Source organism: Mycobacterium mantenii (assembly GCF_010731775.1).
Lineage (GTDB): Bacteria > Actinomycetota > Actinomycetes > Mycobacteriales > Mycobacteriaceae > Mycobacterium > Mycobacterium mantenii.
Genome location: NZ_AP022590.1, coordinates 3,296,532 through 3,322,575 on the forward strand (window position 1 = coordinate 3,296,532; position 26,044 = coordinate 3,322,575).

Consider the following 26,044-nt stretch of genomic DNA (forward strand, 5'->3'; position numbering starts at 1 on the left):
CTCATCCTCGTTGCGGAAAGAAACCTAACCGATCGTAGACCCGCCGAACGGTTTCGCCGGCCACATCCTCGGCCCGCTGGGCCCCGGCCGCCAAAATCCCCTCCAATTCGGCTGGGTCGGCCAGCAATTCGTCGACGCGGGCCTTGATCGGGCCGACGAACTCGACGACCGCCTCGGCGGTCTCCTTCTTCAGGTCGCCGTAACCCCGTCCGGCGTAACCGTCCACGAGCTTGTCGACGCCGACTCCGGTGACCGCGGACTGGATGGTCAGCAGGTTGGACACGCCCGGCTTGGCGTCGGTGTCGAAGCGGATCTCCCGCTCGCTGTCGGTGACCGCCGAGCGAATCTTCTTCGCGGACGCGGCGGGATCGTCGAGCAGGTTGATCAAGCCGGCATCGGTGGCCGCCGACTTGCTCATCTTCGACGTCGGGTCCTGCAGGTCGTAGATCTTGGCGGTGGCCTTCGGGATCAGCAGGTCGGGAACCACGAACGTGTCGGGGAACCGGCTGTTGAACCGCTGCGCCACGTCCCGCGCCAGCTCGAGATGCTGGCGCTGGTCCTCGCCCACCGGCACCAGCTCGGCGTCGTAGGCCAGGACGTCGGCGGCCTGCAACACCGGATAGGTGAACAGGCCCACGGTGGTGGAGTCGCCGCCCTGGCGGGCCGACTTGTCTTTGAACTGCGTCATCCGCGAGGCCTGCCCGAAGCCGGTGAAGCAGCCCAGCACCCAGGCCAGCTGGGAGTGCGCGGGCACGTGGCTCTGCACGAAGATCGTGCTGCGGGCGGGGTCGATGCCGAGCGCCAGGTATTGGGCGGCCGTGGCCAGGGTCCGGCGCCGCAGCGCGTGGGGATCCTGGGGAATCGTGATGGCGTGCAGGTCGACCACGCAAAAGAAGGGCTCGTGATCGTCCTGCAGCGCGACCCACTGAGTGATGGCACCCAAGGCGTTCCCCAGGTGAAGCGAATCGGAGGTGGGCTGCACGCCGGAGAAGATCCGGCGGGATCCGGTAGCGGTGCTCATGATGCACCGATCTTTTCACGCGAAGCCGCCGGGCCTGCACAGACGGGTGCGCGCGGAGGCGGCTCGCTTGCGGTACCGGCGGTACCGCCTTTAATGTCGGCACTATGGGGAGTACCAGCAGCACGGGGACGCGGCCACCAATCCACCTCGGTTCCGGGGAGCCGGTCTTGTTGCTGCACCCGTTCCTGCTGTCCCAGGCGGTCTGGGAGGACGTCGCCCAGCGGTTGGCCGACACCGGCCGATACGAGGTTTTCGCCCCGACGATGGCCGGCCACAACGGCGGCGCCCCCGCGGGGACCTGGTTCTTGTCCTCGGCGGTGCTGGCCGACGACGTCGAGCGCCAACTCGACGAACTGGGCTGGGACACCGCGCACATCGTGGGCAACTCGCTGGGCGGCTGGGTCGCGTTCGAACTCGAGCGGCGCGGACGGGCGCGCAGCGTCATGGGCATCGCCCCGGCCGGCGGATGGACGCGCTGGAGCCCGGCCAAGTTCGAGGTGATCGCCAAGTTCATTCTGGGCATCCCGCTGCTGGTGCTGGCCGCGCTGTTCGGCCCGAGGGTGATGCGCCTGCCGTTCAGCCGCCAGCTGGCCACCTACGCGATCAGCGCCACGCCCGACGGGGTCAGCGACGCCCAACTGCTCGGCTGCATCGACGACGTCGCGCACTGCCCGGCCTATTTCCAGTTGCTGGTCAAGTCGCTGCTAATGCACGGGCTGCGGGAGCTGGCCGAGAACGCCGTCCCGGCGCACCTGGTGATCTGCGAAAAAGACCGAATCGTGCCCGCCCCCAGGTTCAGCAGGCATTTCACCACTCACTTGCCCGACGACCACCAAGTCACCGAGCTCGATGGCGTGGGGCACATCCCGATGTTCGAGGCGCCCGAGCGCGTCACCGAACTGATCATCGACTTCCTCGAGGAGTGCAGCCAAGCGAACCGGGGCGCCAACCCCTCGGCTAGTTAGCCAGCTTCTTTTCCAGGTTCTCGGCGATCGAGTTTAGGAATTGCTCGCTCTGCTGCCACTTCTGGTCGGGGCCGATCAGCAGGGCCAGGTCCTTGGTCATTTTCCCGCTCTCGACGGTGGAGACCACCACGTTCTCCAGGGTCTGCGCGAACTCGATCACCTCGGGGGTGTTGTCCAGCTTGCCGCGGTGCGCCAGTCCCCGCGTCCAGGCGAAGATGGACGCGATCGGGTTGGTCGAGGTCGGCTTGCCGGCCTGATACTGGCGGAAGTGGCGGGTGACGGTGCCGTGCGCGGCCTCGGCCTCGACCGTCTTGCCGTCGGCGGTCATCAGCACCGACGTCATCAGCCCCAGTGAGCCGTAGCCCTGCGCGACGAGGTCCGACTGGACGTCGCCGTCGTAGTTCTTGCAGGCCCAAACGTAGCCGCCCTCCCACTTCAGGCAGGCCGCGACCATGTCGTCGATCAACCGGTGCTCGTAGGTCAGTCCCTCGGCCTCGAACTTGTCCTTGAACTCCTCGTCGTAGACGCGCTGGAACTCGTCTTTGAACATGCCGTCGTAGGCCTTGAGGATGGTGTTCTTGGTGGACAGGTACACCGGCCATTTGGCGTCCAGCCCGTACTTCAGCGAGGCGCGCGCGAAGTCCCGGATGGAGTCCTTGAAGTTGTACATGCCCATCACCACGCCGCCGTCGGGGGGAATGGACACCACCTTGTGCACTATCGGCTCGCTGCCGTCGGCGGGGGTGAAAGTGATTGCGACGGTTCCGGGTTTGTCGACCTTGAAGTTCGTCGCCCGGTACTGGTCGCCGAAGGCGTGACGGCCGATGACGATCGGCTTGGTCCAGCCCGGCACCAGGCGCGGCACGTTCGAGATCACGATCGGCTCGCGGAAGATGGTGCCGCCCAAGATGTTTCGGATCGTGCCGTTGGGCGACAGCCACATCTTCTTCAGGTTGAACTCGGAAACCCGGGCCTCGTCGGGGGTGATGGTCGCGCATTTGACGCCCACGCCGTGCTTCTTGATGGCGTACGCGGCGTCGATGGTCACCTGGTCGTTGGTGCGGTCGCGGTTCTCGATGCCCAGGTCGTAGTAGTCCAGGTTGATGTCGAGGTGCGGCAGGATCAGCAGGTCTTTGATGAATTTCCAGATGACGCGGGTCATCTCGTCACCATCGAGCTCGACCACGCGGCCTTTGACCTTGATCTTGGCTTCGCCTGCCATGTCGAGTCCGGCTTCCTGCTTGCGGCCCTAGCCTGTCGAAGCCGCCAGCGCCTCGTTGAATGTCTTGCTCGGCCGCATGATCGCCGTCGTCTTCTCGGTGTCCGGCTGGTAGTAGCCGCCGATGTCGACCGCCTCGCCCTGCGCCTCGGCCAGTTCGGACACGACGCTGTCCTCGTTTTCACCCAACGACTCGGCCAGCGCGGCGAAGTGCTTGCGCAGCTCCTCGTCGTCGGATTGCGCGAGTTCCTGCGCCCAGTACAGCGCCAGGTAGAACTGGCTGCCGCGGTTGTCGAGCTCACCTGTCTTGCGCGATGGGCTCTTGTTGTTCTCCAGCAGCTTGCCGATCGCGGCGTCCAGCGTCTTGCCCAGCACCTTGGCGCGCTCGTTGTCGGTCTTGATGCCGATGTCTTCGAAACACGCTCCCAGAGCCAGGAATTCACCCAAGGAATCCCAGCGCAGGTGGTTCTCCTCGACCAGCTGGTGCACGTGCTTGGGCGCCGAACCACCCGCCCCGGTCTCATACATTCCGCCGCCGGCCATCAACGGCACGATGGACAGCATCTTGGCGCTGGTGCCCAGTTCCAGGATCGGGAACAGGTCGGTGAGGTAGTCGCGCAGGATGTTTCCTGTCGCGGCGATGGTGTCCTGTCCGCGCATCGCGCGCTCCAGCGTGTACCTCATGGCCCACACCTGCGGCATGATCTGGATCTCCAGGCCCTCGGTGTCGTAGTCCTTCAGGTACTTCTTGACCTTCTTGCGCAGCTCGACCTCGTGCGGCCGTTCGGTGTCCAACCAGAACACCACCGTCATGCCCGAATTGCGCGCCCGGGTGACGGCCAGCTTGACCCAGTCGCGGATCGCCGCGTCAGTGACGATGGGCATCCGCCAGATGTCGCCGGATTCCACGTTCTGGGTCAGCAGGACTTCCCCGGAGTCCAGGTCGACGATGTTGGCGACGCCGTCCTCGGGGATCTCGAACGTCTTGTCGTGCGAGCCGTACTCTTCGGCCTGCTGCGCCATCAGCCCGACGTTGGGAACCGTGCCCATCGTCCGCGGATCGAACTGCCCGTGGGTCTTACAGAAGTTGATGATCTCTTGGTAGATGCGGGAGAACGTCGACTCCGGGTTGACGGCCTTGGTGTCCTTCTGCCGTCCGTCGGCGCCCCACATCTTGCCGCCGGCGCGGATCATCGCCGGCATCGACGCGTCCACGATCACGTCGCTGGGCGAATGAAAGTTGGTGATGCCCTTGGCCGAATCGACCATGGCCAGTTCGGGGCGGTGTTCGTGGCAGGCGTGCAGGTCGCGGATGATCTCCTCGTGCAGCGACGCGGGCAGCGACTCGATCTTGTTGTAGAGGTCGACCAATCCGTTGTTGACGTCCACACCCAATTCGTCGAAGAGCGCCCCGTGCTTGGCGAAGGCGTCCTTGTAGAAGACCCTGACGGCGTGGCCGAAGACGATGGGGTGCGAGACCTTCATCATGGTCGCCTTGACGTGCAGCGAGAACATCACGCCGGTCTCATAGGCGTCCTGCATCTGCTCCTCGTAAAACTCCACGAGGGCCTTTTTGCTCATGAACATGGAGTCGATGACGTCGCCCTCGCGCAACTCGACCTTGGGCTTGAGCTCGAGGGTCTGCCCGCTCTCGGTCTCCAGCACCATCTTCACGTTGCGCGCGCGGTCCAGCGTCATCGACTTCTCGCCGTGGTAGAAGTCGCCTTGCTTCATAGTCGCGACGTGCGTGCGCGAGGCCGGCGACCAGTCGCCCATGCTGTGCGGGTGCTTGCGGGCGTACTCCTTGACGGCCTTGGGCGCGCGCCGGTCCGAGTTGCCTTGGCGCAGTACCGGGTTGACCGCGCTGCCAAGGCATTTGGCGTAGCGCGCACGGATTTCCTTGTCCTCGTCCGTCTTCGGATTGTGCGGAAAGTCCGGGATCTTGAATCCCTTGCCCTGCAGCTCCTTGATGGCGGCGATCAGCTGGGGAACCGAGGCGCTGATGTTCGGCAGCTTGATGATGTTGGTATCGGGGAGCTCCGTCAGCCGGCCCAGTTCACCCAGGTTGTCCGGCACCCGCTGTTCTTCGGTCAGGTGTTCGGGGAACTCGGCCAGGATCCGGGCCGCGACGGAGATGTCGCTGGTCTTGATCTCGATGCCTGCCGGCTCGGCGAAGGCGCGCACGATCGGCAGGAACGCGTAAGTCGCCAGCAGCGGCGCTTCATCGGTCAGTGTGTAGATGACGGTCGGTTGTTCGGCGCTCACGGTCCCTCTCCCGGCGTCAATGATGGGTTCGAATTTTGGGGGCTCAGCGTTCTGACTGCCACGTTATCAAGGGTGTTTGGACAGGTGTCGACCTGCACGTGTACCGCGAGGGTTGGCACCGGGTCGGCACAGTAAGATAGTCTTTGTATTGGTCATGAGCGCCAGCATCAAGCCCCGGCTTGCTGGCCGGCAACCCTCCAACCGCGGTGGGGTGCCCCGGGTGATGACCAGGTTGAGTAGCCACACAAACCGGCTATCCGGCAAGCGCGGGTCCGCCATGACGGGCCCCTGAGTAGACAGGGAAACGTGATGTGCATTCGCTCGGCCCATCCGCGCCTCATCGTGTGTCGCTGCTAATCCGCGCCCCCGGTTGACGCCCCCTTTCGGCGTCCCGGCCATCCGTTAGCAGACCCCTACCAGCAGAAAGCAACCCCGTGACCTCCGACAACGCCGATCACGAAGCCGCCCACGACACCGATCCGACAGCAAACTGGACATTCGAGACCAAGCAGGTGCACGCCGGTCAGCGGCCGGACCCGGCCACCAACGCCCGCGCCCTGCCGATCTACCAGACCACGTCGTACACCTTCGACGACACCACGCACGCCGCCGCCCTGTTCGGGCTGGAAGTGCCGGGCAACATCTACACCCGGATCGGCAACCCGACCACCGATGTCGTCGAGCAGCGCGTCGCCGCACTCGAGGGCGGGGTGGCGGCGCTGTTCCTGAGCTCCGGACAGGCCGCTGAGACTTTCGCCATATTGAACCTGGCTTGTGCCGGAGATCACATCGTCTCGAGCCCGCGGCTCTACGGCGGGACGTACAACCTGTTCCACTATTCGCTGGCCAAGCTCGGCATCGAGGTCACCTTCGTGGCGGATCCCGACGACCTGGATTCGTGGCAGGCGGCGGTGCGGCCGAACACCAAAGCCTTCTTCGGCGAGACGATCTCCAACCCGCAGATCGACATCCTGGACATCCCGGGAGTCGCCGGGGTGGCGCATGCCAACGGCATACCGCTGATCGTCGACAACACCATCGCGACGCCGTATCTGATCCAGCCGTTCAAACACGGCGCGGACATCGTCGTGCACTCGGCCACCAAATACCTCGGCGGGCACGGCTCGGCGATCGCCGGGGTCATCGTCGACGGCGGCACCTTCGACTGGACGCAGGGTCGCTTCCCGGGATTCACCACACCCGACCCGAGCTACCACGGCGTGGTGTTCGCCGAACTCGGTCCGCCGGCCTACGCGCTCAAGGCGCGCGTGCAGCTGCTGCGCGATCTCGGGTCGGCCGCGTCGCCGTTCAACGCGTTTTTGGTCGCCCAGGGCATCGAGACGCTGAGCCTGCGCATGGAGCGCCATGTCACCAACGCGCGACGCGTGGCCGAGTACCTGGCCGACCATGATGGCGTGTTGTCGGTCAACTACGCAGGCCTGCCCGGCTCGCCCTGGCATGAGCGCGCAAAGAAGCTGGCGCCCAAGGGAACCGGCGCGGTGTTGGCGTTCGAGCTGGCCGGCGGCGTCGAGGCCGGCAAGGCGTTCGTGAACGCGTTGAAGCTGCACAGCCACGTCGCCAACATCGGCGATGTGCGCTCCCTGGTGATCCACCCGGCGTCCACGACGCACGCGCAGCTGTCCGCGCAGGAGCAACTGAGCACCGGGGTCAGCCCCGGGCTGGTGCGCCTGGCCGTCGGCATCGAGGGCATCGACGACATCCTGGCCGACCTGGAGCTCGGATTCGCCGCGGCAAGCAAATTCGGCGCGACCGCGGGCGCATCCGGCACCGATCCGCAAGCCGTGGCGGCGTTCTAAGGAGCCCGGCCATGACGATCTCCGACGTCCCGACCCAAACACTGCCCGACGAAGGCGAAATCGGCTTCGTCCCCATCGGTTCGCTGACCACCGAAAGCGGCGCGGTCATCGACGACGCGCACATCGCCATCCAGCGCTGGGGCGAGTTATCGCCGACGCGGGACAACGTGGTGGTGGTGCTGCACGCGCTTACCGGCGACTCGCACGTCACCGGGTCCGCCGGACCCGGACACCCCACCGCCGGCTGGTGGGACGAAATGGTCGGGCCGGATGCGCCGATCGACACTAACCGCTGGTGCGCGCTGGCCACCAATGTGCTGGGCGGTTGCCGCGGCTCCACCGGCCCCAGCTCGCGGACCCGGGACGGAAAGCCTTGGGGCTCAAGGTTCCCCCGGATCTCGATCCGCGATCAGGTGGAGGCCGACATCGCCGCGCTGACCGCCCTGGGGATCGAGCGGGTCGCCGCCGTGGTCGGTGGATCCATGGGTGGCGCAAGAGCTTTGGAGTGGATCGTCGGCCACCCGAACCGGGTCCGTGCCGGGCTGCTGCTGGCGGTGGGCGCGCGCGCCACCGCCGATCAGATCGGCACCCAGTCCACGCAGATCGCGGCGATCAAGGCCGACCCGAACTGGCAGGGCGGCGACTACCACGACACCGGGCTCGCGCCGGATACCGGGCTGACCATCGCCCGCCGCTTCGCGCATCTGACCTATCGCGGTGAAGTCGAGCTCGACACCCGGTTCGGCAACGACGGGCAGAACGACGAGGATCCGAACAACGGCGGCCGCTACGCGGTGCAAAGCTATCTCGAATACCAGGGCGACAAGCTGCTCGAGCGCTTCGACGCGGGCAGCTACGTGGTGTTGACCGAGGCGCTGAACAGTCACGATGTCGGCCGGGGTCGCGGTGGGGTGCATAAAGCGTTGCGTCACTGCCCGGTTCCGGTCGTGGTCGGCGGCATCACCTCCGACCGGCTGTACCCGCTGCGCCTGCAGCAGGAGCTGGCCGAGCACCTGCCCGGCTGCGCCGACCTTCAGGTCGTGGACTCCGTCTGCGGGCACGACGGCTTCCTGGTGGAATCCGACGCGGTCGGCGAAATGATCCGTAAGACACTAGTGTTGGCCGACTCGGACAACAGGGAAGGCGCGTCGTAACGCATGACCCGCTCGCGGCACGACCGCTCCCTCTCGTTCGGCTCGGCGGCCGCGGCGTATGAGCGTGGCCGCCCCTCCTATCCCCCGGAAGCGATCGACTGGCTGCTGCCCGTCGGGGCGCGCCACGTGCTCGACCTCGGCGCCGGCACCGGGAAGCTGACGACCCGGCTGGTGGAACGCGGACTGGACGTGGTTGCCGTCGACCCGATACCGGACATGCTGGAGGTGTTGCGTACCTCGCTGCCGGAGACCCGGGCGCTGCTGGGCACCGCGGAAGAGATTCCGTTGGAGGACAACAGCGTTGACGTGGTGCTGGTGGCGCAGGCCTGGCATTGGGTGGATTCGGAGCGTGCGATTCCGGAGGTGGCCCGGGTGCTGCGGCCCGGCGGTCGGCTGGGTTTGGTGTGGAACACCCGCGACGAACGGCTCGGCTGGGTGCGCGAACTGGGCCGGATCATCGGCAGCGACGGCGACGGCGGCCGCACCCAGGTGACGCTGCCCGAGCCGTTCGCCGATCTGGCGCATCATCGGGTCGAGTGGACGAGTTACCTGACGCCGCAGGCGTTGATCGACCTTGTCGCATCCCGCAGCTACTGCATCACCTCGCCGACCGAGGTCCGCACCCAGACGCTTGACCAGGTGCGCGAATTGCTGGCCACCCATCCGGCGCTGGCGAATTCGACGGGCCTGGCGCTGCCCTATGTCACCATGTGCACCCGGGCGACGCTGGCCGGTTAGCGGCAGTCGCCTTGATACGGTGGCGAATATCCCTGGGGCCCATCCTCACTACGCGTAGTGTCTCGTCGCATGGAGCAACGACTAAGTTTGATTACCCTGGGCGTTGCCGATCTGGATCGCACCCACGATTTCTATGAATGCCTCGGCTGGCGCGGTCAACGGGTGCAGGAAACGGTCTTCTTCCAGGCTGGCGGTCTCGCGGTCAGTCTGTGGGTACGCGAGAAGCTTTCGGCCGATCTCGGCATCACCGACCAAGGTGATGACGGCTTCGGCGGCGTCGCGTTGGCTCACAACATGCGCACGCGCGCCGAAGTAGACCAGATCCTCGCCACGGCAGAGGATGCCGGAGCGACCATTACCCGCACTGCCACCGAGACGTTCTATGGCGGGTATGCGGGCGCATTCCGCGATCTCGATGGTCACGCGTGGGAGGTGGCCCACAACCCAGGGTTCCCGCTAGCCGAAGACGGCGCGATCACCGTGCCCGACTTCTCGGATGTCTAATCACCGTAGTTCAAGCACGCGAGCTACCACTTATCGTCGTCGTCCTCACGTAGCAGCTTTTCGGGGTGGTGGAAGGTGTTGGTGCGGGGTTGACCCCGGTCGAGGTGTGGTGGTGGGATCCATTCGGTGTCGCCTTTGGTGTTCTTGCGGGTCGCCCAGCCGCGGGGTTTGAGTAGGCGGTGGTGGGGGCCGCAGGCGAAGGTGAGTTGGTCGGTGTCGGTGGTGTGGCATTTTGACCAGTCGGTGACGTGGTGGACTTCGCAGTAGTAGCCGGGCACGGTGCATCCGGGTGCCGAGCAGCCGCGGTCCTTGGCGTACAACATGATTCGCTGGCCGGGTGAGGCCAGGCGTTTGGTGTGATACAGCGCCAGCGCCGTGCCTTTGTCGAAGACGGCGAGATAGTGGTGGGCGTGGCGGGCCAGGCGGATGACGTCCCTCATCGGCAAGATGGTGCCGCCGCCGGTCAGGCCGCGTCCGGCGGCGGCTTCGAGCTCTTGCAGGGTGGTGGTGACGACGATGGATGCGGGTAGGCCGTTGTGTTGGCCCAGGTTGCCGGAGGCCAAGATGCCGCGCAGGGCGGCCAGCAGGCCGTCGTGGTTGCGTTGGCTGGCCGAGCGCGGGTCGTGCTCGATGGCTTCTTGGCTGGGTGCCCCGTCCACGCACGGGGTCTCGTCGAGGGGGTTGCACATGCCGGGGGCGGCGAGTTTGGCCAGCACCGCCTCGAGGGTGGCGCGCGCCTCGGGGGTGAGCCAGCCGCGCAGCGCCGACATGCCGTCGGGTTGCTGGTTGCCCAGCGTCAGGCCGCGCTGCCGGGCCCGGTCCTCGTCGGTGAAGGTGCCGTCGGGGTTGAGACAATCGGCCAGGATGTCGGCCAGCTTGCCGAGTTGCTCGGGCCGATACCGGGTTCCTTCCCAGGCGAGCTTGGCCTCGGCCTGCTCGCGGGTGGCCGCATCTATCCAGCCGGGCAGTTGGTGGTAGAACGTGCGGATCACCGCGACTTGGCCGGCCCCTAGTGTGCCGTCGCGTTGGGCGGCCGCGGTGGCGGCCAGCACCGGTGCGACGGGTTCACCGGTCAGGCCGTGCCGCGGGCCCAGATCCCGCGCTTCCTTGATGCGCCGGGAGGCTTCGCCGCGGCTGATCAGCGTCGATTCGGTGAGCGCATGAGCCAGCGTGCCGCCGAGTTCCTCGGACGGGGCCTGGCGGGCAAGGGAATTGATCACCGGGTGTTCGATGGCCGGGATGCGCCGGCGCACCTTCTCGCAGCGCTCCAAGACCGCCAATTGTTGCCGCGAGGTCAACGCATCGAATGTCAACGCGCAGGCACGGTCCAAGTCGGCATCGAGCGCGTCGAACACCGCGTCGACTTCCTGGGCACCAGTTGGACTCACACCGCCAAACTAGCCCGACCCACCGACAAAAATCGGCTTGCCAACCGCCATAGATTCACACTCGCGCAATTGATTTCATCATATCCAGGCGATTCGGAGTTGGCCCTCTCCCGGCGGGTCGTTCTGGACCACGCAGTAGCCGTGCGCGGTTAGAAATCCAGCCCCGAGAACATCATCCGGTTGGGGTCGTACTTCTGCCGTACGGTGGTCAGCCGCGGCAGGTTCGGGCCGTAGTAGCGCGCCGGCGCCGCGTTGGCCTCCAGGTAGTTGACGTAGCCGCCGACCGAGAACTGTTGCACCGCCTGGTGCGCGGTGCCCAGCCAAGTGGTCGCCGCACCCACCTGGCTGGCGGCCGGTTCGACGTACCACTGCACCACGGCGGACTGCGTGCGCCACGGAAACGCGGTGTCACCCGGGGCCACGTCGGCCACCGCGCCACCCAGCGGATCGATCAGCACCGAAGCCTGACCCGCCCCGGAGGCGGGCCACTGCCCGGCCGCGGTCGCAATGGCGTGCGCCGCATCGGAAGTCATCGGTCCGATCACATCGCAGCCGGCCACGAAACCGCGCGCCGGACTGGTCCCGCTGCCGCCGGCCAGATAGGTGACCAGCTCCAGGTGGCTGAGCTTCTTGTTGGTCACGGCGCTGGGCGCCAGCCCTACCGCCGATTTGAGGGCGTCGACCACACCGGAGCCGGTGCCGGCAGGGGATGTCGCCAGCACATGGCAATTCGCCTGCGCCGAACCGACCGACAGGTCGACCATGCCCCACGTGTTCCGGTCGGCGCCCGCCAGCCAGGACTGCCAGCCGGTGAGCACCTGCACCGCCGACGACGGCGGAAAGTCCAGCCGGACCAGATCGCTGTCGGCGGTGGCGAAGGTCGCGAACGTCATCGAGGTCGTCACCCCGAAATTGCCACCGCCGCCACCGCGCAACGCCCAGAACAGATCCGGGTTGTCGTTGGCCGACGCGGTGACCACGTCGCCGCTGGGCAACACCACCGTCGCGGACTGCAGCGCGTCGCAGGTGAGCCCGGCACGCCGAGTGTCGGCCCCCACCCCGCCGCCCAGCGCAAGCCCCGCCATGCCGACGGTGGGGCAGGTGCCGGTGGGAACGGCGCGGCCCGCACCGGCCAAGGCCTGGTGTACCGCATACACATTCGTCGCCGGGGTCACCGTGACGTTGTTGCCGTCGAAGTTCGCCCCGCCGGGAAGCCCGCGCAGGTCGAGCACCATGGTGCCGTTGGCGCCGGACGCTCCGACATACGAATGCCCACCGCCGCGCGGGGCGATCTTGAGGTTGTTGGCTTTTGCGAACGCGACCGCCTTCTGCACGTCGGCCTGCGACGAAACCCGGACTACCGCCGCGGGATTGGAATTGTTGTAGAAGGAGTTGAAAACCTGTTTGGCGCTCGCGAATTGGGCGCCGTTGGCCGGCAGCAACACACTTCCGCCGATCGACGAGGCCAGGCTGCCCCAACCGGCGCCGGGGTCCGCGACCGCCGGTGCGGTCCCGAACACCGCTCCCGTAGCCAACATTCCGACGGCGCCGCGAAGAAACGTTTGACGCGAGATCTCGTGGTTGAGTGGGCGGCTGGTCATGGGGCGGATTCTGGTTCATTCCGCGCCGGGAAATCCGGCGCCGTCGCCCGTGTTCACATCACAGTGTGGCGTCGATCTGCCCACCGGGCTTGCGCAATCGGGTCGCGTAATAACCGACGTCGCGGACACCGTGGCCTCACGAAACGCTTATTGCGCGAACCTTTACCCCACCGTGTCGCAAACGTGACAGTCATGGTTCAGAGTTCGTAGGCGTGAACCGAGTGTCTCAGACGCACTCCAAGGCGGACGGGGAGGCTGGCGTGAAGGCAGTTGCACGAACTCATCAATGGATCTGGATCTTTCGTCATCAACCCTTCACCATTCGCCTGCTGGCCGCGGCCGCCGGCCTGCTGACCGTGGCCTCGGCGTTCGCGGCGCCGGCCGGAGCGGACGGAAACGGCGACGAATTCATCGACGCGCTCAACCACGCCGGAATCGACTTCGGCGAGCCCGGCAACGCGATGGCCGTCGGTGAGTCGGTGTGCCCGATGCTGTCGCAACCCGGCGGCAACTTCGCCGCGGTCGCGTCCACGGTCTCCGGCCGGGGCATGTCACCCACGATGGCCCGCATGTTCACCACGATCGCGATTCAGACGTACTGCCCCGAGGAGATGGCAAACATCGCCAGCGGCAACCTGTCCGGCGCCATGCCGCAGGTTCCGGGAATGGCCGGGCAGATGCCGGGCATGACGGGACAAATCCCGGGCGTGCCGGGCCAAATCCCCGGCGTGCCGGGCCAACTGCCCGCGATGACCGGCCAGGTCCCCGGCATGGCCGGGCAACTCCCCGCGATGGGGGGCCAGGTGCCTGCCCTGCCGAGGGTCTGAGCGCCTAGCGGGTGCCCAGCGGGTCGATGGTCCACGCGATGTAGAACATCGCCGCCCCGACCGTCGCGGTGGTCACGAAGTCGATTCCCTTGCCGCGCACCACCAAAAGGCCAGCCCGGTCCTCGGACAACAGCAAGCGCAGCAGCGCCGCCACGCCGACACCGATACCGATCAACAGCGAACCGCGACGCCAGAAGTTGGCCCCGACCAACGCCAGCGCCGTCGCAAAGATCAAGCCCACCACCAGAATTGGCCATTGGGCCCGCAGCACGATGCGTGCGGTCATTTCCGCTCGGCCAGCTCGACGACGTTGGTCAGCAGGAAGGCTCGGGTCAGCGGTCCGACGCCGCCAGGGTTGGGCGACACGTGACCGGCCACGTCCCATACGTCGGGGTGCACGTCGCCGGCGAGCTTGCCATCCACCCGGCTGACGCCGACGTCGAGCACCGCGGCGCCGGGCCGCACCATGTCGGCGGTGAGCATGTGCGGCACCCCGACGGCCGCGACGATGATGTCGGCCTGCCTGGTCAGCGCCGGCAGGTCGCGAGTCCCGGTGTGGCACAACGTCACCGTGGCGTTCTCGGAGCGGCGGGTCAGCAGCAGCCCCAGCGGGCGGCCGACCGTGACGCCGCGGCCGATGACGACCACGTGCGCCCCGGCGATCTCGATGTCGTAGCGGCGCAACAGGTGCACGATGCCGCGCGGCGTGCAGGGCAGCGGGGCCGGGTTATTGAGCACCAGCCGGCCCAGGTTGGTCGGGTGCAGGCCATCGGCGTCCTTGTTCGGGTCGACCCGCTCCAGCGCCGCGTTCTCGTCCAGCTGCTTGGGCAGCGGCAACTGCACGATGTAACCGGTGCAGTCCGGGTTGGCGTTGAGTTCGTCGATGGTCTCGTTGAGCGCGGCGGTGCTGATGTCGGCGGGCAGGTCGCGACGGATCGAGGTGATGCCGACCCTGGCGCAGTCGGCGTGCTTGCCCCGCACGTACGCCTGGGAGCCGGGGTCATCGCCGACCAGGATGGTACCCAAGCCGGGAGTGCGGCCCGACGCGGTCAACGCGGTAACCCGCTGTTTGAGGTCGACGAAGATCTCGTCGCGGGTGGCCTTGCCGTCCAGCGTGATTGCTCCCACGCTGACAGTCTGGCAGACATCGATAATGGCGACCCGCCACGCCCGGCTTCGCCGCGCTTGCGATCGCCACGGTGCCCAATAATGGCGACCCGCCACGCCCGGCTTCGCCGCGCTTGCGATCGCCATTAGGCTCCCGATATGTCAACCCCTCCGGACGTGTTCAGCCCCGCGAAGCTCGGTCCGATAACGCTGCGCAACCGCACCATCAAGTCCGCCACCTTCGAGGCGCGCACCCCCGAGGCGCTGGTGACCGACGACCTCATCGAATACCACCGGCTGCCGGCCGCCGGTGGGGTCGGCATGACGACCGTCGCCTACTGCGCCGTCTCCCCCGGCGGCCGCACCGAGGGCAACGGAATCTGGATGCGACCGGAGGCCGTGCCCGGGTTCCGCCGGCTCACCGACGCGATCCATGCCGAGGGCGCGGCGGTCAGCGCGCAGATCGGCCACGCCGGCCCGGTGGCAAACGCCAAGTCCAACAAGGCGAAGGCCCTGGCGCCGGTCCGGTTCTTCAATCCGATCGGCATGCGGTTCGCCAAGAAGGCGACACGCGAGGACATCGACGAGGTGATCGCCGGGCACGCCAACGCCGCGCGGCTGGCCATCGAAGCCGGCTTCGACGCCGTCGAAATCCATCTGGGGCACAACTATTTGGCGAGCTCGTTTCTGTCCCCACTGATCAACCGCCGCGACGACGAGTTCGGTGGATCGCTGCAGAACCGGGCCAAGGTCGCCCGCGGCGTGGTGATGGCCGTTCGCCGCGCGGTGGAAAAGGAAGGCACGCCCATCGCGGTGACCGCCAAGCTGAACATGGCCGACGGCGTCCGCGGCGGCATCAACACCGAGGAGTCGCTGACCACCGCCAAGTGGCTGGAGGAAGACGGCGGGCTGGACGCGATCGAACTCACCGCGGGCAGCTCGCTGGTCAACCCGATGTACCTGTTCCGCGGCGACGCCCCGCTCAAGGAGTTCGCCGGGGCGTTCAAGCCGCCGCTGAGCTGGGGCATGCGCATGACGGGCAAGAAGTTCCTGCGCGAGTACCCCTACCGCGAGGCCTATCTATTGCGCGACGCCAAGCTGTTCCGCAACGAGCTGAAGATGCCGTTGATTCTGCTCGGCGGCATCACCAACCGGGAGACGATGGACCTGGCGATGGCGGAGGGATTCGACTTCGTCGCGATGGCCCGGGCGCTGCTGGCCGAGCCGGACCTGATCAACCGAATCGCCGCTGATGGCGCCCGGCACCAGGTGCATTCGGCGTGCACGCACTGCAATCGGTGCATGCCCACGATCTACACCCGAACACACTGCGTGGTCACGGGCGCGCCCGACGCTCAGAGCTAAACCACAGGGCTGCAAGCTACAGTTGTGGCGATGTCAGCACCAGCCCCGCCAGCGCTAACCGTCCATCACGAAGGATCGGAACGTACCTTCGCAGCGGGCCACGACGTCGTCGTCGGGCGCGATCTGCGAGCGGACATGCGCATCACCCACCCGCTGATCTCGCGCGCCCACCTGCTGCTGCGTTTCGATCAGGGCAAGTGGCTGGCGATCGACAACGGTTCGCTCAACGGAACCTTCGTCAACGGCCGGCGCGTGCCGGTGGTCGAGATCCACGACGGGCAGGCCCTCAACATCGGAAACCCGGACGGACCGCTGCTGACGTTCGACGTCGGTCGCCACCAGGGTCTGGCCGGGCGTCCGCCCCGAACCGAATCGATGGGCATCCCGGTGGCGGCTCCGCCGCAGGCCGCGGCGTGGTCGGCGCAGCCCGCCCCGCTCGCTCCGCCCCCTCCCCCGCCCGGCCGCACGCCGAACTGGGCGGCCCCACCCCGGCGACCGCAGCCCGCGCCCGTGCCGCGGCAAGGCCCGCCGGGACAAACCATGTACGGGGGCGGTGCTGGGCGCCCACCCGCCTTCCCGCCCGGCGCGCCACCCCCGCCGCACCGCGCCCCGCCCCCCGCGCAGATGCCGGCCGTGGGCTCGGAGAGCCCGCACACCCGGATGGCCCCCACCTCCGCCAAGCCTCCCGAGGTGGCGAACCTGGCGACCAAGATGTTCCAGGCGTTGTTGCCGTCGCGCTCCGGTTCGATTCAGAAGCCGGCCGGGTCGCAAACCATCGGCCGGGCGACCGACAACGACATCGTGATCCAGGACGTCCTGGCCTCGCGCCATCACGCCTTCCTGCTCCAGACGCCGCTGGGCACCGAGATCCGCGACGCGCACAGCGTGAACGGAACCTTCGTCAACGGCGTCCGGGTCGGCTCGGCGGTGCTGACCGACGGCGACGTGGTCACCATCGGCAACGTCGACCTGGTGTTCACCGGCGACAGCCTGATGCGGCGGACCGAGGCGGCGTCGCGGACCGGCGGGCTGGAGGTCAACTCCGTCTGCTACAGCGTCGACCACGGCAAACAGCTGCTCGACCACATCTCGCTGACCGCTCGGCCCGGGACGCTGACCGCGATCATCGGTGGCTCGGGTGCCGGCAAGACCACGCTGTCGCGCCTGATCGTCGGCTACACCAGCCCGACTTCGGGCAATGTGACCTTCGAGGGCCACAACATCCACACCGAGTACGCGTCCATGCGAAGCAGGATCGGGATGGTCCCGCAGGACGACGTGGTGCACCGCCAGTTGACGGTCAACCAGGCACTGAACTACGCCGCCGAGCTGCGCTTGCCGCCCGACACCAGCAAAGAGGAGCGGGCCCGCATCGTCGCGCAGGTGCTCGAGGAACTCGACATGACCCAGCACGCCGACACCCGGGTGGACAAGCTCTCGGGCGGCCAGCGCAAGCGCGCCTCAGTCGCCCTGGAGCTGCTCACCCAGCCGTCGCTGCTGCTGCTGGACGAGCCGACGTCGGGTCTGGACCCGGCGCTGGACCGCCAGGTAATGCTGATGCTGCGCCAGCTGGCCGACGCGGGCCGCGTGGTGCTGGTGGTGACCCACTCGGTGTCCTACCTGGACGTGTGCGATCAGATCCTGCTGGTCGCACCCGGCGGCAAGACCGCGTTCTGCGGGCCGCCCGACCAGGTCGAGTCCGCCATGGGTACCCGCAACTGGGCCGACATCTTCGCCAAGGTGGGCGCCGACCCGGACGAGGCCAACCGCCGCTTCAAGGAGCGCAATCAGCGGTCGGCGCAGCCACCGACCCCGGAGAGCCCGGCGGATCTGGGCGAACCACCCCAGACCGACTTGTTCCGGCAGCTGTCCACGATCGCGCGCCGCCAGGTTCGCCTCGTGGTATCCGACCGCGGTTACACGATCTTCCTGGCGATCCTGCCGTTCCTCATCGGTGCGCTGTCGCTGACGGTGAAGGGCCCCCACCCCGGCCTCGGCCCGGCCGACCCGCTGGGTCCCGCCCCCACGCAGCCGCAGTACATCATGGTGCTGCTCAACATCGGTGCCGTCTTCATGGGCACCGCGCTGACCATTCGCGACCTGATCGGCGAGCGCGCCATCTTCCGGCGAGAACAGGCGGTCGGCCTGTCCACCACCGCCTATCTGCTGGCCAAGATCGCGGTGTTCTGCGTCTTCGCGACGGGCCAGGCGGCGATCGCCACCGTCATCGTGCGGCTGGGTAAGGGCGCGCCGACGGCGCATCCCCAGTTCTTCGGCAACTCGACCTTCTCGCTGTTCGTCACCGTCGCGGGCACCTGTGTGGCGTCGGCCATGCTCGGGCTGCTGCTGTCGGCCCTGGCGCAGTCCAACGAACAGATCATGCCGCTGCTGGTGGTGTCGATCATGTCGCAGCTGGTGTTCTCCAGCGGCATGATCCCGGTGTATCAGCGCATCGGTCTCGAACAGATGGCGTGGCTGACGCCCGCCCGGTGGGGCTACGCCGCGGGCGCGTCCTCGATCGACTTCCCGTCGCTGGTCAAGGTCAAGCAGATCCCGACCAACGACCCGATCTGGCAGCACTCGAAACACATCTTCGTCTTCGACATGTTGATGCTGGCGGCGTTGTCGATCGGCTACACCGGGTTCGTGCGCTGGCATATCCGGCTGAAACGCTGAGGCCGCTCACAGGCAACGATCTCTAACCTGGGTGTGATGACTCGATCTGCGCAGCCCGTGCTGACGGCTCGCTCCGACCGATCCGAAGGCAGCTTCGCCGCCGGCCGCGACGTGGTCGTCGGCAGCGACCTGCGCGCCGACCTGCGCGTGGCGCACCCGTTGATCGCCCGCGCGCACGTGCTGCTGCGCTTCGATCAGGGTCGCTGGCTCGCGGTCGACAACAACTCGCTGAACGGGGTTTACCTGGACGGCCAGCGGGTGCCGGTCGTCGACATCCACGATGGCCAGAGCATCAACATCGGCAAGCCCGACGGCCCGCGGATCACCTTCGAAGTGGGCCAGCATCAGGGCAGCGTCGGCCTGCTCCCGCCGACCACGAAGTCGATCCCCATCATCACGGCGCCGCCCGGCGCGTCGGCGCCGGCGCAACCCACCGGCCCGGGTCCCGCGGCCGCCCCGCACCGGCCCGCGCCGGCGCCATCGCGGCCCTTCCGCCGCCGGGATGCCCAGAGCAGCGCCGCCGTTCCGGTCGTCCCGCCGGACACCGCGACCCGTGCCGTGCCGCAACCGGCGGGCGGCAGGAGCGCCGACAGCGCGGACTTCCCGACCACGTGGGTCGACGTCCCGGGACAGGGACCCGACCGCGGGCCGGCGCCCGGGCGCACCGCCTGGATCGGGCGGGCGCTCAACAACGACATCGTCGTGCACGACGTGCTGGCCTCACGCCATCACGCCTTCCTGAACCCGACCCCGACGGGCGCCGAGATCCGCGACGCGAACAGCAGCAACGGCACGTTCGTCAACGGTGTCAGGGTCGGGTCCGCGGCGCTGTCCGACGGCGACGTGGTGACGATCGGCAACGTCGACCTGGTGTTCCACGACGGCACGCTGGTTCGCCGCCAGGAGGCGGCGACCCGGGCCGGCGGCCTGGAGGTGCGCGAGGTCAACTTCGCCATCGACGGCAAGAACCTGCTGGAACGGATCTCGCTGGTCGCCCGGCCGGGCACCCTGACCGCGCTGATCGGCGGGTCCGGCGCCGGCAAGACCACGCTGTCGCGGCTGATCGCCGGGTACGCCACCCCGTCGACGGGCTCGGTGACGTTCGAGGGGCACGACATCCACTCCGAGTACGCGTCGCTACGCACCAGGATCGGGATGGTCCCGCAGGACGACGTCGTGCACCGCCAGCTCACGGTGAGCCAGGCGCTCGGCTACGCCGCCGAGTTGCGCCTGCCGCCCGACACCAGCAAGGCCGACCGCGAGCAGGTCGTCGCCCAGGTCCTCGACGAGCTGGGGCTGACCGAGCACGCGAACACCCGGGTCGACAACCTCTCCGGGGGTCAGCGCAAGCGCGCGTCGGTGGCCCTGGAATTGCTCACCGGGCCGTCGCTGCTGATCCTCGACGAACCGACGTCGGGCCTGGATCCGGCGCTGGACCTTCAGGTCATGACCATGCTGCGTCAGCTCGCCGACGCCGGCCGCGTCGTGCTGGTGGTCACCCACTCGCTGACCTACCTCGACGTGTGCGACCAGGTGCTGCTGATGGCGCCGGGCGGCAAGACGGCCTTCCTCGGCCCGCCCGGCCAGATCGGCCCGGCGATGGGGACCACCAACTGGGCGCACATCTTCGCCAAGGTCGGCGCGGACCCCGACGAGGCCAATCGCCGGTTTTTGGCCCAGAACAAGCCCCCGCCGCCGGCTTTGACCGAGGCGCCCGCCGAGCTGGGCGTCCCGGCGCAAACCAGTAAGCGCCACCAGTTCTCCACGATCGCCCGCCGCCAGGTCCGGCTGGTGGTCGCCGACCACGCCTACTTTCTGTTCCTGGCGATCCTGCCGTTCGTGATGGGCGTGCTGTCGCTGACGGTCCCCGGCAGCGTCGGTTTCGGCTACGCCGATCCGGCCGGCGAGTCGGCCGGTGAGGCCGGGATGATCCTGACGCTGCTCACCATGGCCGCCGCGTTCATGGGTACCGCGCTGACCATCCGCGACCTCATCGGCGAGCGCGCCATCTTCCGGCGAGAACAGGCGGTCGGCCTGTCCAGCACGGCCTACCTGCTGGCCAAGGTCGCGGTGTTCTGCACGTTCGCCGTCGTGCAGGCGGCCATCGCGACGGCCATCGTGGTGGTGGGCAAGGGGCCGCCGACGCGGCCCGCGGTGCTGCTCGGCAACGCCACGCTCGAGCTGTTCGTCGGGGTCGCGGCGACGTGCGTGGCGGCGGCGATGCTGGGTCTGCTGCTCTCGGCGCTGGCCCGCTCCAACGAGCAGATCATGCCGCTGCTGGTGGTGTCGCTGATGATGCAGATGGTGCTCTGCGGCGGCATGGTGCCGGTCACGAACCGGATCTTCCTCGACCAGCTGTCCTGGCTGGTGCCCTCGCGGTGGGGGTACGCGGCGCAGGGGTCGACCGTCGATCTGTGGACGGTGTCACCCGGCCCGCAGAGCCCGCGGGACAGCCACTTCGAGCACACGCCGGTGGCGTGGCTGTTCGACATGGGCATGCTCGCGGTGCTCACCGTGGTCTACGCGGCGCTGGTGCGGTGGCGCATCCGGCTCACCCGCTGAGCGGTCAGCCGTCCCCGTCCAGCCGCAACCCGTGGGCGAGCGCGAACGCCACGGCCTGATCGACGTCGACGCGGGCGCCGGTCAGCGAGGCGGTCGTCCACAACGTCGGGTCCACGATGGTGCCGCGCAGATCGGCGCCGTCCAGCCGGGTGCCGGCTGTCCGCGCGCCCCGCAGGTCCGCGCCCCGCAGCACGGCCTTGCGCAGGTCGGCTTCGACCAGGCTGGTTTCCCGCAGCCGGCAGCCGCTCAGGTCGACGCCGCGAAGGTCGATCGCGCCGAGCACGGCCAGCGTGAAATCCACCTCGTCGAACGTGATCGGCCGCAGCCGGCACTGCTCGAACACCGACCCCAGCATGGTGCACTGGGTAAAGGTGCTGTGCCACAACGACGTCCGCCGGAAGGTGCAGTTGCGGAACGCCGACCCGCGGTGTTGCGATTCGGCCAGGTTGGCGCCGCGGAAATCGCATTCGGTGAACACGACCCGCTCGGTCTGCAGCCGGCTGAGGTCTTCGTCGGTGAAGTCGTGTCCCTCGAATTCCTGGTCGGCCCACTGCGTGGTCAATTGGCCGACAGGCTGGCCAGGGCGTATTCGCTGACCGCGATCAGGGCGTCGGTCGCCGACCGGCGATCCCGGGCGTCGACGGTGATCACCGGGATGTGCGGCGGCAGGGTCAGCGCCTCGCGCACCTCGGCGACCGGGTAGCGCGGCGCGCCGTCGAACTCGTTGACCGCGACGAGAAACGGCAGGTTCCGATGCTCGAAGAAGTCGACCGCGGCGAAGCTGTCCTGCAGGCGCCGGCAGTCGACCAGCACGACCGCGCCGATCGCGCCGCGCACCAGGTCGTCCCACATGAACCAGAAGCGGCGCTGCCCCGGCGTGCCGAACAGGTAGAGCACCAAGTCCTCGGCCAGCGTGATCCGGCCGAAATCCATTGCGACGGTGGTGGTCCGCTTGTCCGGGGTGGCCTCGAGCGCGTCAACACCGGCCGAGGCGTCGGTGAGCATCGCCTCGGTGCGCAGCGGCATGATCTCCGACACCGCCCCGACGAAGGTGGTCTTGCCGGCCCCGAAGCCGCCGGCGATCACGATCTTCGTCGACGCGTGGGCGCCGGAGTCGGGCTGCACCTCAGAGTGCGCGTAAGCCACGCAGTGTCCTTCCTATGAGTTCGTGGCGTTCATCCCTGGTCGAACGCTCGGACAACGTCTTGTGCACTCGAAGGTAGCCGGACAGCACCAGATCCCCGACCAGGACGCGCGCGACGCCGAGCGGAACGTCCAGCCGGGCCGAGATCTCGGCGACCGACGGGCTGTCGACGCACAGTTGGATGATCCTGCCCCGCGCATCGTTGGGCGGCCACTGGTGGGTCAGGCCGGCCTGCAGCGTCTGAATCGGCGCCTCCAGGGGGAGGTCGACATTGGTGTCGGTTCGCCCGGACGTCAGGGTGTACGGGCGGACCAGGTTCCCCTTACGGTGCGCCGGCCAGGTCTCGGGGGTGTCCATCGGGGCTCACGAGTGCTGTTGCGCGGCCGACCGGCGCGTCGACTCCACCGCACCGCCCACCCGTTCGACGAGGACGGCCATCTCGTAGCCGATCTGGCCGATGTCGCACGACGTGATGGCGAGCGTCGCCAGGTGCGAGCCGTCCCCGACCCGCATCAGCAGCAGGTAGCCGTTCTGCATCTCGACCACCGACTGCAGCACCTGCCCGCCGTCGAACAGCTGCGCGGCGCCGGTGGCCAGGCTGGCCAGCCCGGAGGCCACGGCGGCCAGCTGGTCGGCGCGTTCCCGCGGCAGATGCTCGCTGGCGGCGATGGGCAGCCCGTCGACGGACACCAGCAGCGCGTGCGCGACGCCGGGGACCTCGCGGGCGAACCGGGTCACCAGCCAGTCGAGGGAGTTGTCGGGTGACGTCATTGTTGGTCGGGTCCTTGGGTGGTGTCACGGGCGTGCGAGCGTCCGGTGCGCACGCCATCGAAATGTTTACTGAACGAGGCGCGCACCGCTTCGGGGTCCCTGGTGACGGCCGCGTGCTGCGGCTCCCGGTGCGACGCGGATCCGCCGTTGAGCCCCTCGCCGGGCTCGGCCGGCTCGTCCTGTTCGGTCCCGTTGGCGCCGCCGGGGATCAGCCGGGCTCCGGGGGTGCGCACCGGTAGGCCGTGATCGGTGGTGTGCTCCTCGACGGGCTTCTCCTCGGCCGCAGCCGCCAGCGTCCAGCCGCGGTCCCAGACCGACTGCCAGTCCAGGTCCGGGCTGTTGACCAGGTCGTGCGGATCGCCCAGCATCTCCGACAGCATCCGCCGGTAGATGACATCATCGTCGGCCGGGGCGGCCGGGGCTTTCGGGGTTTTCGGGGTTTTCGGGGTTTTCGGGGTTTTCGGGGTTTTCAAGGCCTTCGGGGTCTCCGCGCGCCTGTCGATGGACCGGGCGGCGAAGAAGGCCGAGGTGTCCGACGCCGCACGGGCCGGCCGGACCGGCGCCGGTTCGGGAGCAGTCGGCGGTTCGGCAGCCGCTGGGGGCTCGGGAGCCGGCGCCGGCTTGGGCGTCTTCTCCCACCAGGGCGTCGCCAGCTCGCGGCGCTGGCGGCGGGGTTGCTGTTCGGCGGGCGGGGCGGGAACCTCGGTGATGCCGCTCGATCCCGGGTTGCGCCGCGGCAGCAGCGTGACCGACGGCTCGGACGCGTCCGGGGCGGTGCGCGCCGCCGGCTCGAGCGAGCCGGCGTCCTTGGCCTCGTCGGCGGCGGGCGCGGCGATCGCACTGGCCAGCTTGGCGCTCGGCGACGAGACCGCGCGGATGTGGCGGGGGGCCGACATGGGAGCCGTCATGCCGTCGAGCACCGTCGGCGGCAGGTAGATCTCGGCGGTGGTGCCCGAGCCCGATTCGTTGGCCGCCGGCCCACGCAGCCCCACCCGGATGCCGTGCCGGGCCGCGATCCGGCCGACCACGAAAAGACCCATGTGCCGGGCGTTGTCGGGGCTGACGTCCCCGCCGGCCTGCAGCCGCATGTTGGCCATCCGCCGGTCGGCGTCGTTCATCCCCAGACCGGAGTCGGCGATGCGCACCACGACTCCCCCGTCGGTCCCGCGTGACGCCGAGACGCGGGCGGAGGTCGTCGGCGGCGAGTAGCGCAGCGCGTTGTCGATCAGCTCGGCGAACAGATGGATGGCGCCACCCGCGGCCGCGCCGATCAGATCGCACTCGGGCAGCCCGGCGAGTTCGACGCGGCGGTAGTCCTCGACCTCGGACACCGCGGCGTTGATCACCGTGGCCAGCGGCACCGGGTCGCGCTGGTCGCGGGCGAGCGGCGCGCCGGCCAGCACCAGCAGGTTGGCGCTGTTGCGGCGCAGCCGCGCCGCCAGGTGGTCGAGCCGGAACAGGCTGTCGAGGCGTTCGGGATTCTCCTCGTTGCGCTCCAGCCGATCGATGAGCGCCAGCTGCTGGTCCACCAGCGAGCGGCTGCGCCGCGACATGGTCTCGAACATGTCGTTGACCAGCAGCCGCAGCCGTGCCTCGTCGCCGGCCATCAGCAGGGCCTGGGTGTGCAGCTCGTCGACGGCGTGCGCGACCTGACCGATCTCCTCGGTGGTGTACACCGGCACTGGACTCGGAATCGGTTCGGCCCCACCGGCTTTCACCAGGGCGATCTCCTCTTCGAGATCGGTATGGGCGACTTTGAGCGCGCCGTCGCGCAGGATGCGCAGCGGCCGCACCAGGGCGCGCGCCACCAGCAGCACCACCGCCAGCGCGATCACGATGGCGGCCAGCACCAGGACGGTGTCCATGATCGCGGCCGAGCGGCGCTCGGCGGCCTGGGCGTGCACCGACTTGGTCACCGCCGTGGTGGCGTTCTTGATGACCTGGTCGGCGATGTCGTCGGTGGTCTGGATCGAACGCAGCAGGTCGGCGTTGTCGACGAGCACGCTGGCCGGATCGGACATGATCGCCATCCGGCTCACCATCTGCTGCTGCAGCGTCCTGGCCTCGGACGATCCGGCGCCGAGCACTTCGCTCATGCCGAACAGCGTCGACGGTTCGGTGCCCGCCAGGGTGGCCATCGAGGTCCGCAGCTGCGGCTCGGGAAGTTCCGCTCCTCGGGTGACCAGAATCTTCTGCATCGTCATCTGCCCGCGGGCGCCGACCGCCCGGCTCAGGCCCTGCGCCTGGGCGCGGATCTTTTCGTCGTCGACGCGCACCGAGGCGTTGATGACGTCTTCGGCCGTCAGCAGGATCGGCGCGTAGAGCGTGACCCGCTCCCGCAAACCGAGGCCGGGGTCGGTCGCCTTGTTCACCAGCATCTGACCGCCGTCGAGCAGGTTGTTCACCCCGGAACGGACGTCGTCGCTGACGTCGGTGTCATCCAGCCTGGCCGTCAGTTCGCCCTTGCGCGCCTCGTAGTTCTTCCTGGCGCCGTCCACGTCGCGTCCGGTGGAGCCCGCCAGCAGCGCGACATCCAGCGCCGACATGTACTTGGTGATCACCGGGACCACATCGGCACGGGTGGCGGCCAGCCGCAGGCCGGCCGAGTTGGCCATGGCGCCGTGGATGCGCAGCGCCCCGAAGACGGTCGCCAATACCAGCGGAACCAGCACAATCGCCAGCACCTTCCAGCGGACCGGCCAGTTGCTCAGCGACCAGGTCGGCGGGCGTTTGACCGGCGCGGCGTCGGCACCGGCGGTCGGTGCGGGCTCTACGACATCCGCCTCGGCCGGGTTGGTCGGGCGGGTGAACATGGTCACGTCATCGCGGCCGCGCGATGGGCCGCTGCGCTGACGCTGAGCGCTGAGAAGAACGAGAGGCTCATGAAACTTCCTGCTTTATTTCACCCGCCCCGCGCCAG

At 68.3% G+C, this 26,044-nt stretch carries 21 protein-coding genes and 1 riboswitch; of the genes, 9 read left to right on the forward strand and 12 right to left on the reverse strand.

The features are described 5' to 3' along the window. Position 1: 1 nt before the first annotated feature. Positions 2-1,021 carry a tryptophan--tRNA ligase gene (trpS, locus tag G6N50_RS14695; protein ID WP_083098823.1) on the reverse strand — a complete coding sequence of 340 codons (1,020 nt, stop codon included), beginning with the start codon at positions 1,019-1,021 and terminating at the stop codon, positions 2-4. A 167-nt stretch (positions 1,022-1,188) separates the two neighbouring features. On the opposite strand from trpS, the gene G6N50_RS14700 reads away from it, so the two are divergent. Then, a complete protein-coding gene (locus G6N50_RS14700) occupies positions 1,189-1,986 on the forward strand; it encodes an alpha/beta fold hydrolase (RefSeq protein WP_083098824.1) in 798 nt (265 codons plus the stop codon). Here the strand turns inward: G6N50_RS14700 and G6N50_RS14705 are convergent. Next, positions 1,979-3,208, reverse strand: coding sequence for an NADP-dependent isocitrate dehydrogenase (locus G6N50_RS14705; protein ID WP_083098826.1), 1,230 nt, complete (start codon positions 3,206-3,208; stop codon positions 1,979-1,981). The genes G6N50_RS14700 and G6N50_RS14705 overlap by 8 nt on opposite strands. Before the next feature lie 27 nt (positions 3,209-3,235). Beyond that, positions 3,236-5,470 carry an NADP-dependent isocitrate dehydrogenase gene (locus G6N50_RS14710; RefSeq protein WP_083098828.1) on the reverse strand — a complete coding sequence of 745 codons (2,235 nt, stop codon included), beginning with the start codon at positions 5,468-5,470 and terminating at the stop codon, positions 3,236-3,238. A 150-nt stretch (positions 5,471-5,620) separates the two neighbouring features. Further along, positions 5,621-5,743, forward strand: a riboswitch (SAM riboswitch). A 161-nt stretch (positions 5,744-5,904) separates the two neighbouring features. On the opposite strand from G6N50_RS14710, the gene G6N50_RS14715 reads away from it, so the two are divergent. The 4 genes from G6N50_RS14715 to G6N50_RS14730 all read left to right on the forward strand — a co-directional run bounded on the left by G6N50_RS14715 (position 5,905) and on the right by G6N50_RS14730 (position 9,683). Further along, entirely contained in the window at positions 5,905-7,287 is a 1,383-nt protein-coding gene (locus tag G6N50_RS14715) for a bifunctional o-acetylhomoserine/o-acetylserine sulfhydrylase (protein ID WP_083098829.1), read from the forward strand. 11 nt (positions 7,288-7,298) lie between these two features. Beyond that, complete coding sequence (gene metX, locus G6N50_RS14720; RefSeq protein ID WP_083098831.1) at positions 7,299-8,441, forward strand: homoserine O-acetyltransferase MetX; 1,143 nt, start codon at positions 7,299-7,301, stop codon at positions 8,439-8,441. 3 nt (positions 8,442-8,444) lie between these two features. Further along, on the forward strand, positions 8,445-9,179 hold the full coding sequence (locus G6N50_RS14725; protein WP_083098833.1) for a class I SAM-dependent methyltransferase: 735 nt from the start codon (positions 8,445-8,447) through the stop codon (positions 9,177-9,179). Between the two features lie 69 nt (positions 9,180-9,248). After that, entirely contained in the window at positions 9,249-9,683 is a 435-nt protein-coding gene (locus G6N50_RS14730; RefSeq protein ID WP_083098834.1) for a VOC family protein, read from the forward strand. 23 nt (positions 9,684-9,706) lie between these two features. On the opposite strand, the gene G6N50_RS14735 is transcribed toward G6N50_RS14730, so the two are convergent. Continuing rightward, positions 9,707-11,071 carry an HNH endonuclease signature motif containing protein gene (locus tag G6N50_RS14735; protein ID WP_083098836.1) on the reverse strand — a complete coding sequence of 455 codons (1,365 nt, stop codon included), beginning with the start codon at positions 11,069-11,071 and terminating at the stop codon, positions 9,707-9,709. A gap of 149 nt (positions 11,072-11,220) precedes the next feature. After that, the gene (locus tag G6N50_RS14740; protein ID WP_083098837.1) at positions 11,221-12,672 is read right to left on the reverse strand and encodes an FAD-dependent oxidoreductase; all 1,452 of its coding nucleotides are present in this window, start codon (positions 12,670-12,672) and stop codon (positions 11,221-11,223) included. Positions 12,673-12,932: 260 nt separating this feature from the next. Here G6N50_RS14740 and G6N50_RS14745 point away from each other — a divergent pair, with 260 nt between their 5' ends. Next, on the forward strand, positions 12,933-13,499 hold the full coding sequence (locus G6N50_RS14745) for a DUF732 domain-containing protein (RefSeq protein ID WP_083098851.1): 567 nt from the start codon (positions 12,933-12,935) through the stop codon (positions 13,497-13,499). Between the two features lie 4 nt (positions 13,500-13,503). Here the strand turns inward: G6N50_RS14745 and G6N50_RS14750 are convergent, their stop codons facing one another. Both G6N50_RS14750 and G6N50_RS14755 read right to left on the reverse strand, forming a co-directional pair. After that, positions 13,504-13,785 carry a DUF3017 domain-containing protein gene (locus G6N50_RS14750; protein WP_083098839.1) on the reverse strand — a complete coding sequence of 94 codons (282 nt, stop codon included), beginning with the start codon at positions 13,783-13,785 and terminating at the stop codon, positions 13,504-13,506. Beyond that, the gene (locus tag G6N50_RS14755; RefSeq protein ID WP_083098853.1) at positions 13,782-14,627 is read right to left on the reverse strand and encodes a bifunctional methylenetetrahydrofolate dehydrogenase/methenyltetrahydrofolate cyclohydrolase; all 846 of its coding nucleotides are present in this window, start codon (positions 14,625-14,627) and stop codon (positions 13,782-13,784) included. The genes G6N50_RS14750 and G6N50_RS14755 overlap by 4 nt, the downstream gene beginning before the upstream one ends. A 138-nt stretch (positions 14,628-14,765) precedes the next feature. On the opposite strand from G6N50_RS14755, the gene G6N50_RS14760 reads away from it, so the two are divergent. From G6N50_RS14760 to G6N50_RS14770, 3 genes are read left to right on the forward strand one after another with little or no spacing between them, the layout of a single operon-like run. After that, complete coding sequence (locus tag G6N50_RS14760; protein WP_083098840.1) at positions 14,766-15,971, forward strand: NADH:flavin oxidoreductase; 1,206 nt, start codon at positions 14,766-14,768, stop codon at positions 15,969-15,971. Positions 15,972-16,001: 30 nt separating this feature from the next. Beyond that, positions 16,002-18,647 (forward strand): FHA domain-containing protein, encoded by a 2,646-nt coding sequence (locus G6N50_RS14765; RefSeq protein WP_163650853.1) that lies wholly within the window; start codon positions 16,002-16,004, stop codon positions 18,645-18,647. 36 nt (positions 18,648-18,683) lie between these two features. Then, the gene (locus G6N50_RS14770; protein WP_142275823.1) at positions 18,684-21,209 is read left to right on the forward strand and encodes an ATP-binding cassette domain-containing protein; all 2,526 of its coding nucleotides are present in this window, start codon (positions 18,684-18,686) and stop codon (positions 21,207-21,209) included. Positions 21,210-21,213: 4 nt separating this feature from the next. Here the strand turns inward: G6N50_RS14770 and G6N50_RS14775 are convergent, their stop codons facing one another. From G6N50_RS14775 to G6N50_RS14795, 5 genes are read right to left on the reverse strand one after another with little or no spacing between them, the layout of a single operon-like run. Then, on the reverse strand, positions 21,214-21,771 hold the full coding sequence (locus tag G6N50_RS14775) for a pentapeptide repeat-containing protein (protein ID WP_083100252.1): 558 nt from the start codon (positions 21,769-21,771) through the stop codon (positions 21,214-21,216). Continuing rightward, positions 21,768-22,355 (reverse strand): GTP-binding protein, encoded by a 588-nt coding sequence (locus G6N50_RS14780; protein WP_066872187.1) that lies wholly within the window; start codon positions 22,353-22,355, stop codon positions 21,768-21,770. Before G6N50_RS14780 ends, G6N50_RS14775 begins: the two co-directional genes overlap by 4 nt. Continuing rightward, a complete protein-coding gene (locus G6N50_RS14785; protein WP_083100250.1) occupies positions 22,336-22,710 on the reverse strand; it encodes a DUF742 domain-containing protein in 375 nt (124 codons plus the stop codon). Before G6N50_RS14785 ends, G6N50_RS14780 begins: the two co-directional genes overlap by 20 nt. 6 nt (positions 22,711-22,716) lie before the next feature. Beyond that, positions 22,717-23,124, reverse strand: a complete 408-nt coding sequence (locus tag G6N50_RS14790; protein ID WP_083100248.1) for a serine protease inhibitor — start codon at positions 23,122-23,124, stop codon at positions 22,717-22,719. Further along, positions 23,121-25,937 (reverse strand): sensor histidine kinase, encoded by a 2,817-nt coding sequence (locus G6N50_RS14795; protein WP_179970009.1) that lies wholly within the window; start codon positions 25,935-25,937, stop codon positions 23,121-23,123. The genes G6N50_RS14790 and G6N50_RS14795 overlap by 4 nt, the downstream gene beginning before the upstream one ends. Between the last annotated feature and the right edge of the window lie 107 nt (positions 25,938-26,044).

Excerpts from the sequence above, each read along its gene's own strand:
- trpS (WP_083098823.1), bottom strand. The coding sequence starts at position 1,021 with ATGAGCACCGCTACCGGATCCCGCCGGATCTTCTCCGGCGTGCAGCCC.
- G6N50_RS14705 (WP_083098826.1), bottom strand. The coding sequence starts at position 3,208 with ATGGCAGGCGAAGCCAAGATCAAGGTCAAAGGCCGCGTGGTCGAGCTC.
- metX (WP_083098831.1), top strand. The coding sequence starts at position 7,299 with ATGACGATCTCCGACGTCCCGACCCAAACACTGCCCGACGAAGGCGAA.
- G6N50_RS14725 (WP_083098833.1), top strand. The coding sequence starts at position 8,445 with ATGACCCGCTCGCGGCACGACCGCTCCCTCTCGTTCGGCTCGGCGGCC.
- G6N50_RS14730 (WP_083098834.1), top strand. The coding sequence starts at position 9,249 with ATGGAGCAACGACTAAGTTTGATTACCCTGGGCGTTGCCGATCTGGAT.
- G6N50_RS14740 (WP_083098837.1), bottom strand. The coding sequence starts at position 12,672 with ATGACCAGCCGCCCACTCAACCACGAGATCTCGCGTCAAACGTTTCTT.
- G6N50_RS14750 (WP_083098839.1), bottom strand. The coding sequence starts at position 13,785 with ATGACCGCACGCATCGTGCTGCGGGCCCAATGGCCAATTCTGGTGGTG.
- G6N50_RS14760 (WP_083098840.1), top strand. The coding sequence starts at position 14,766 with ATGTCAACCCCTCCGGACGTGTTCAGCCCCGCGAAGCTCGGTCCGATA.
- G6N50_RS14765 (WP_163650853.1), top strand. The coding sequence starts at position 16,002 with ATGTCAGCACCAGCCCCGCCAGCGCTAACCGTCCATCACGAAGGATCG.
- G6N50_RS14770 (WP_142275823.1), top strand. The coding sequence starts at position 18,684 with ATGACTCGATCTGCGCAGCCCGTGCTGACGGCTCGCTCCGACCGATCC.
- G6N50_RS14785 (WP_083100250.1), bottom strand. The coding sequence starts at position 22,710 with ATGGACACCCCCGAGACCTGGCCGGCGCACCGTAAGGGGAACCTGGTC.
- G6N50_RS14790 (WP_083100248.1), bottom strand. The coding sequence starts at position 23,124 with ATGACGTCACCCGACAACTCCCTCGACTGGCTGGTGACCCGGTTCGCC.
- G6N50_RS14795 (WP_179970009.1), bottom strand. The coding sequence starts at position 25,937 with ATGTTCACCCGCCCGACCAACCCGGCCGAGGCGGATGTCGTAGAGCCC.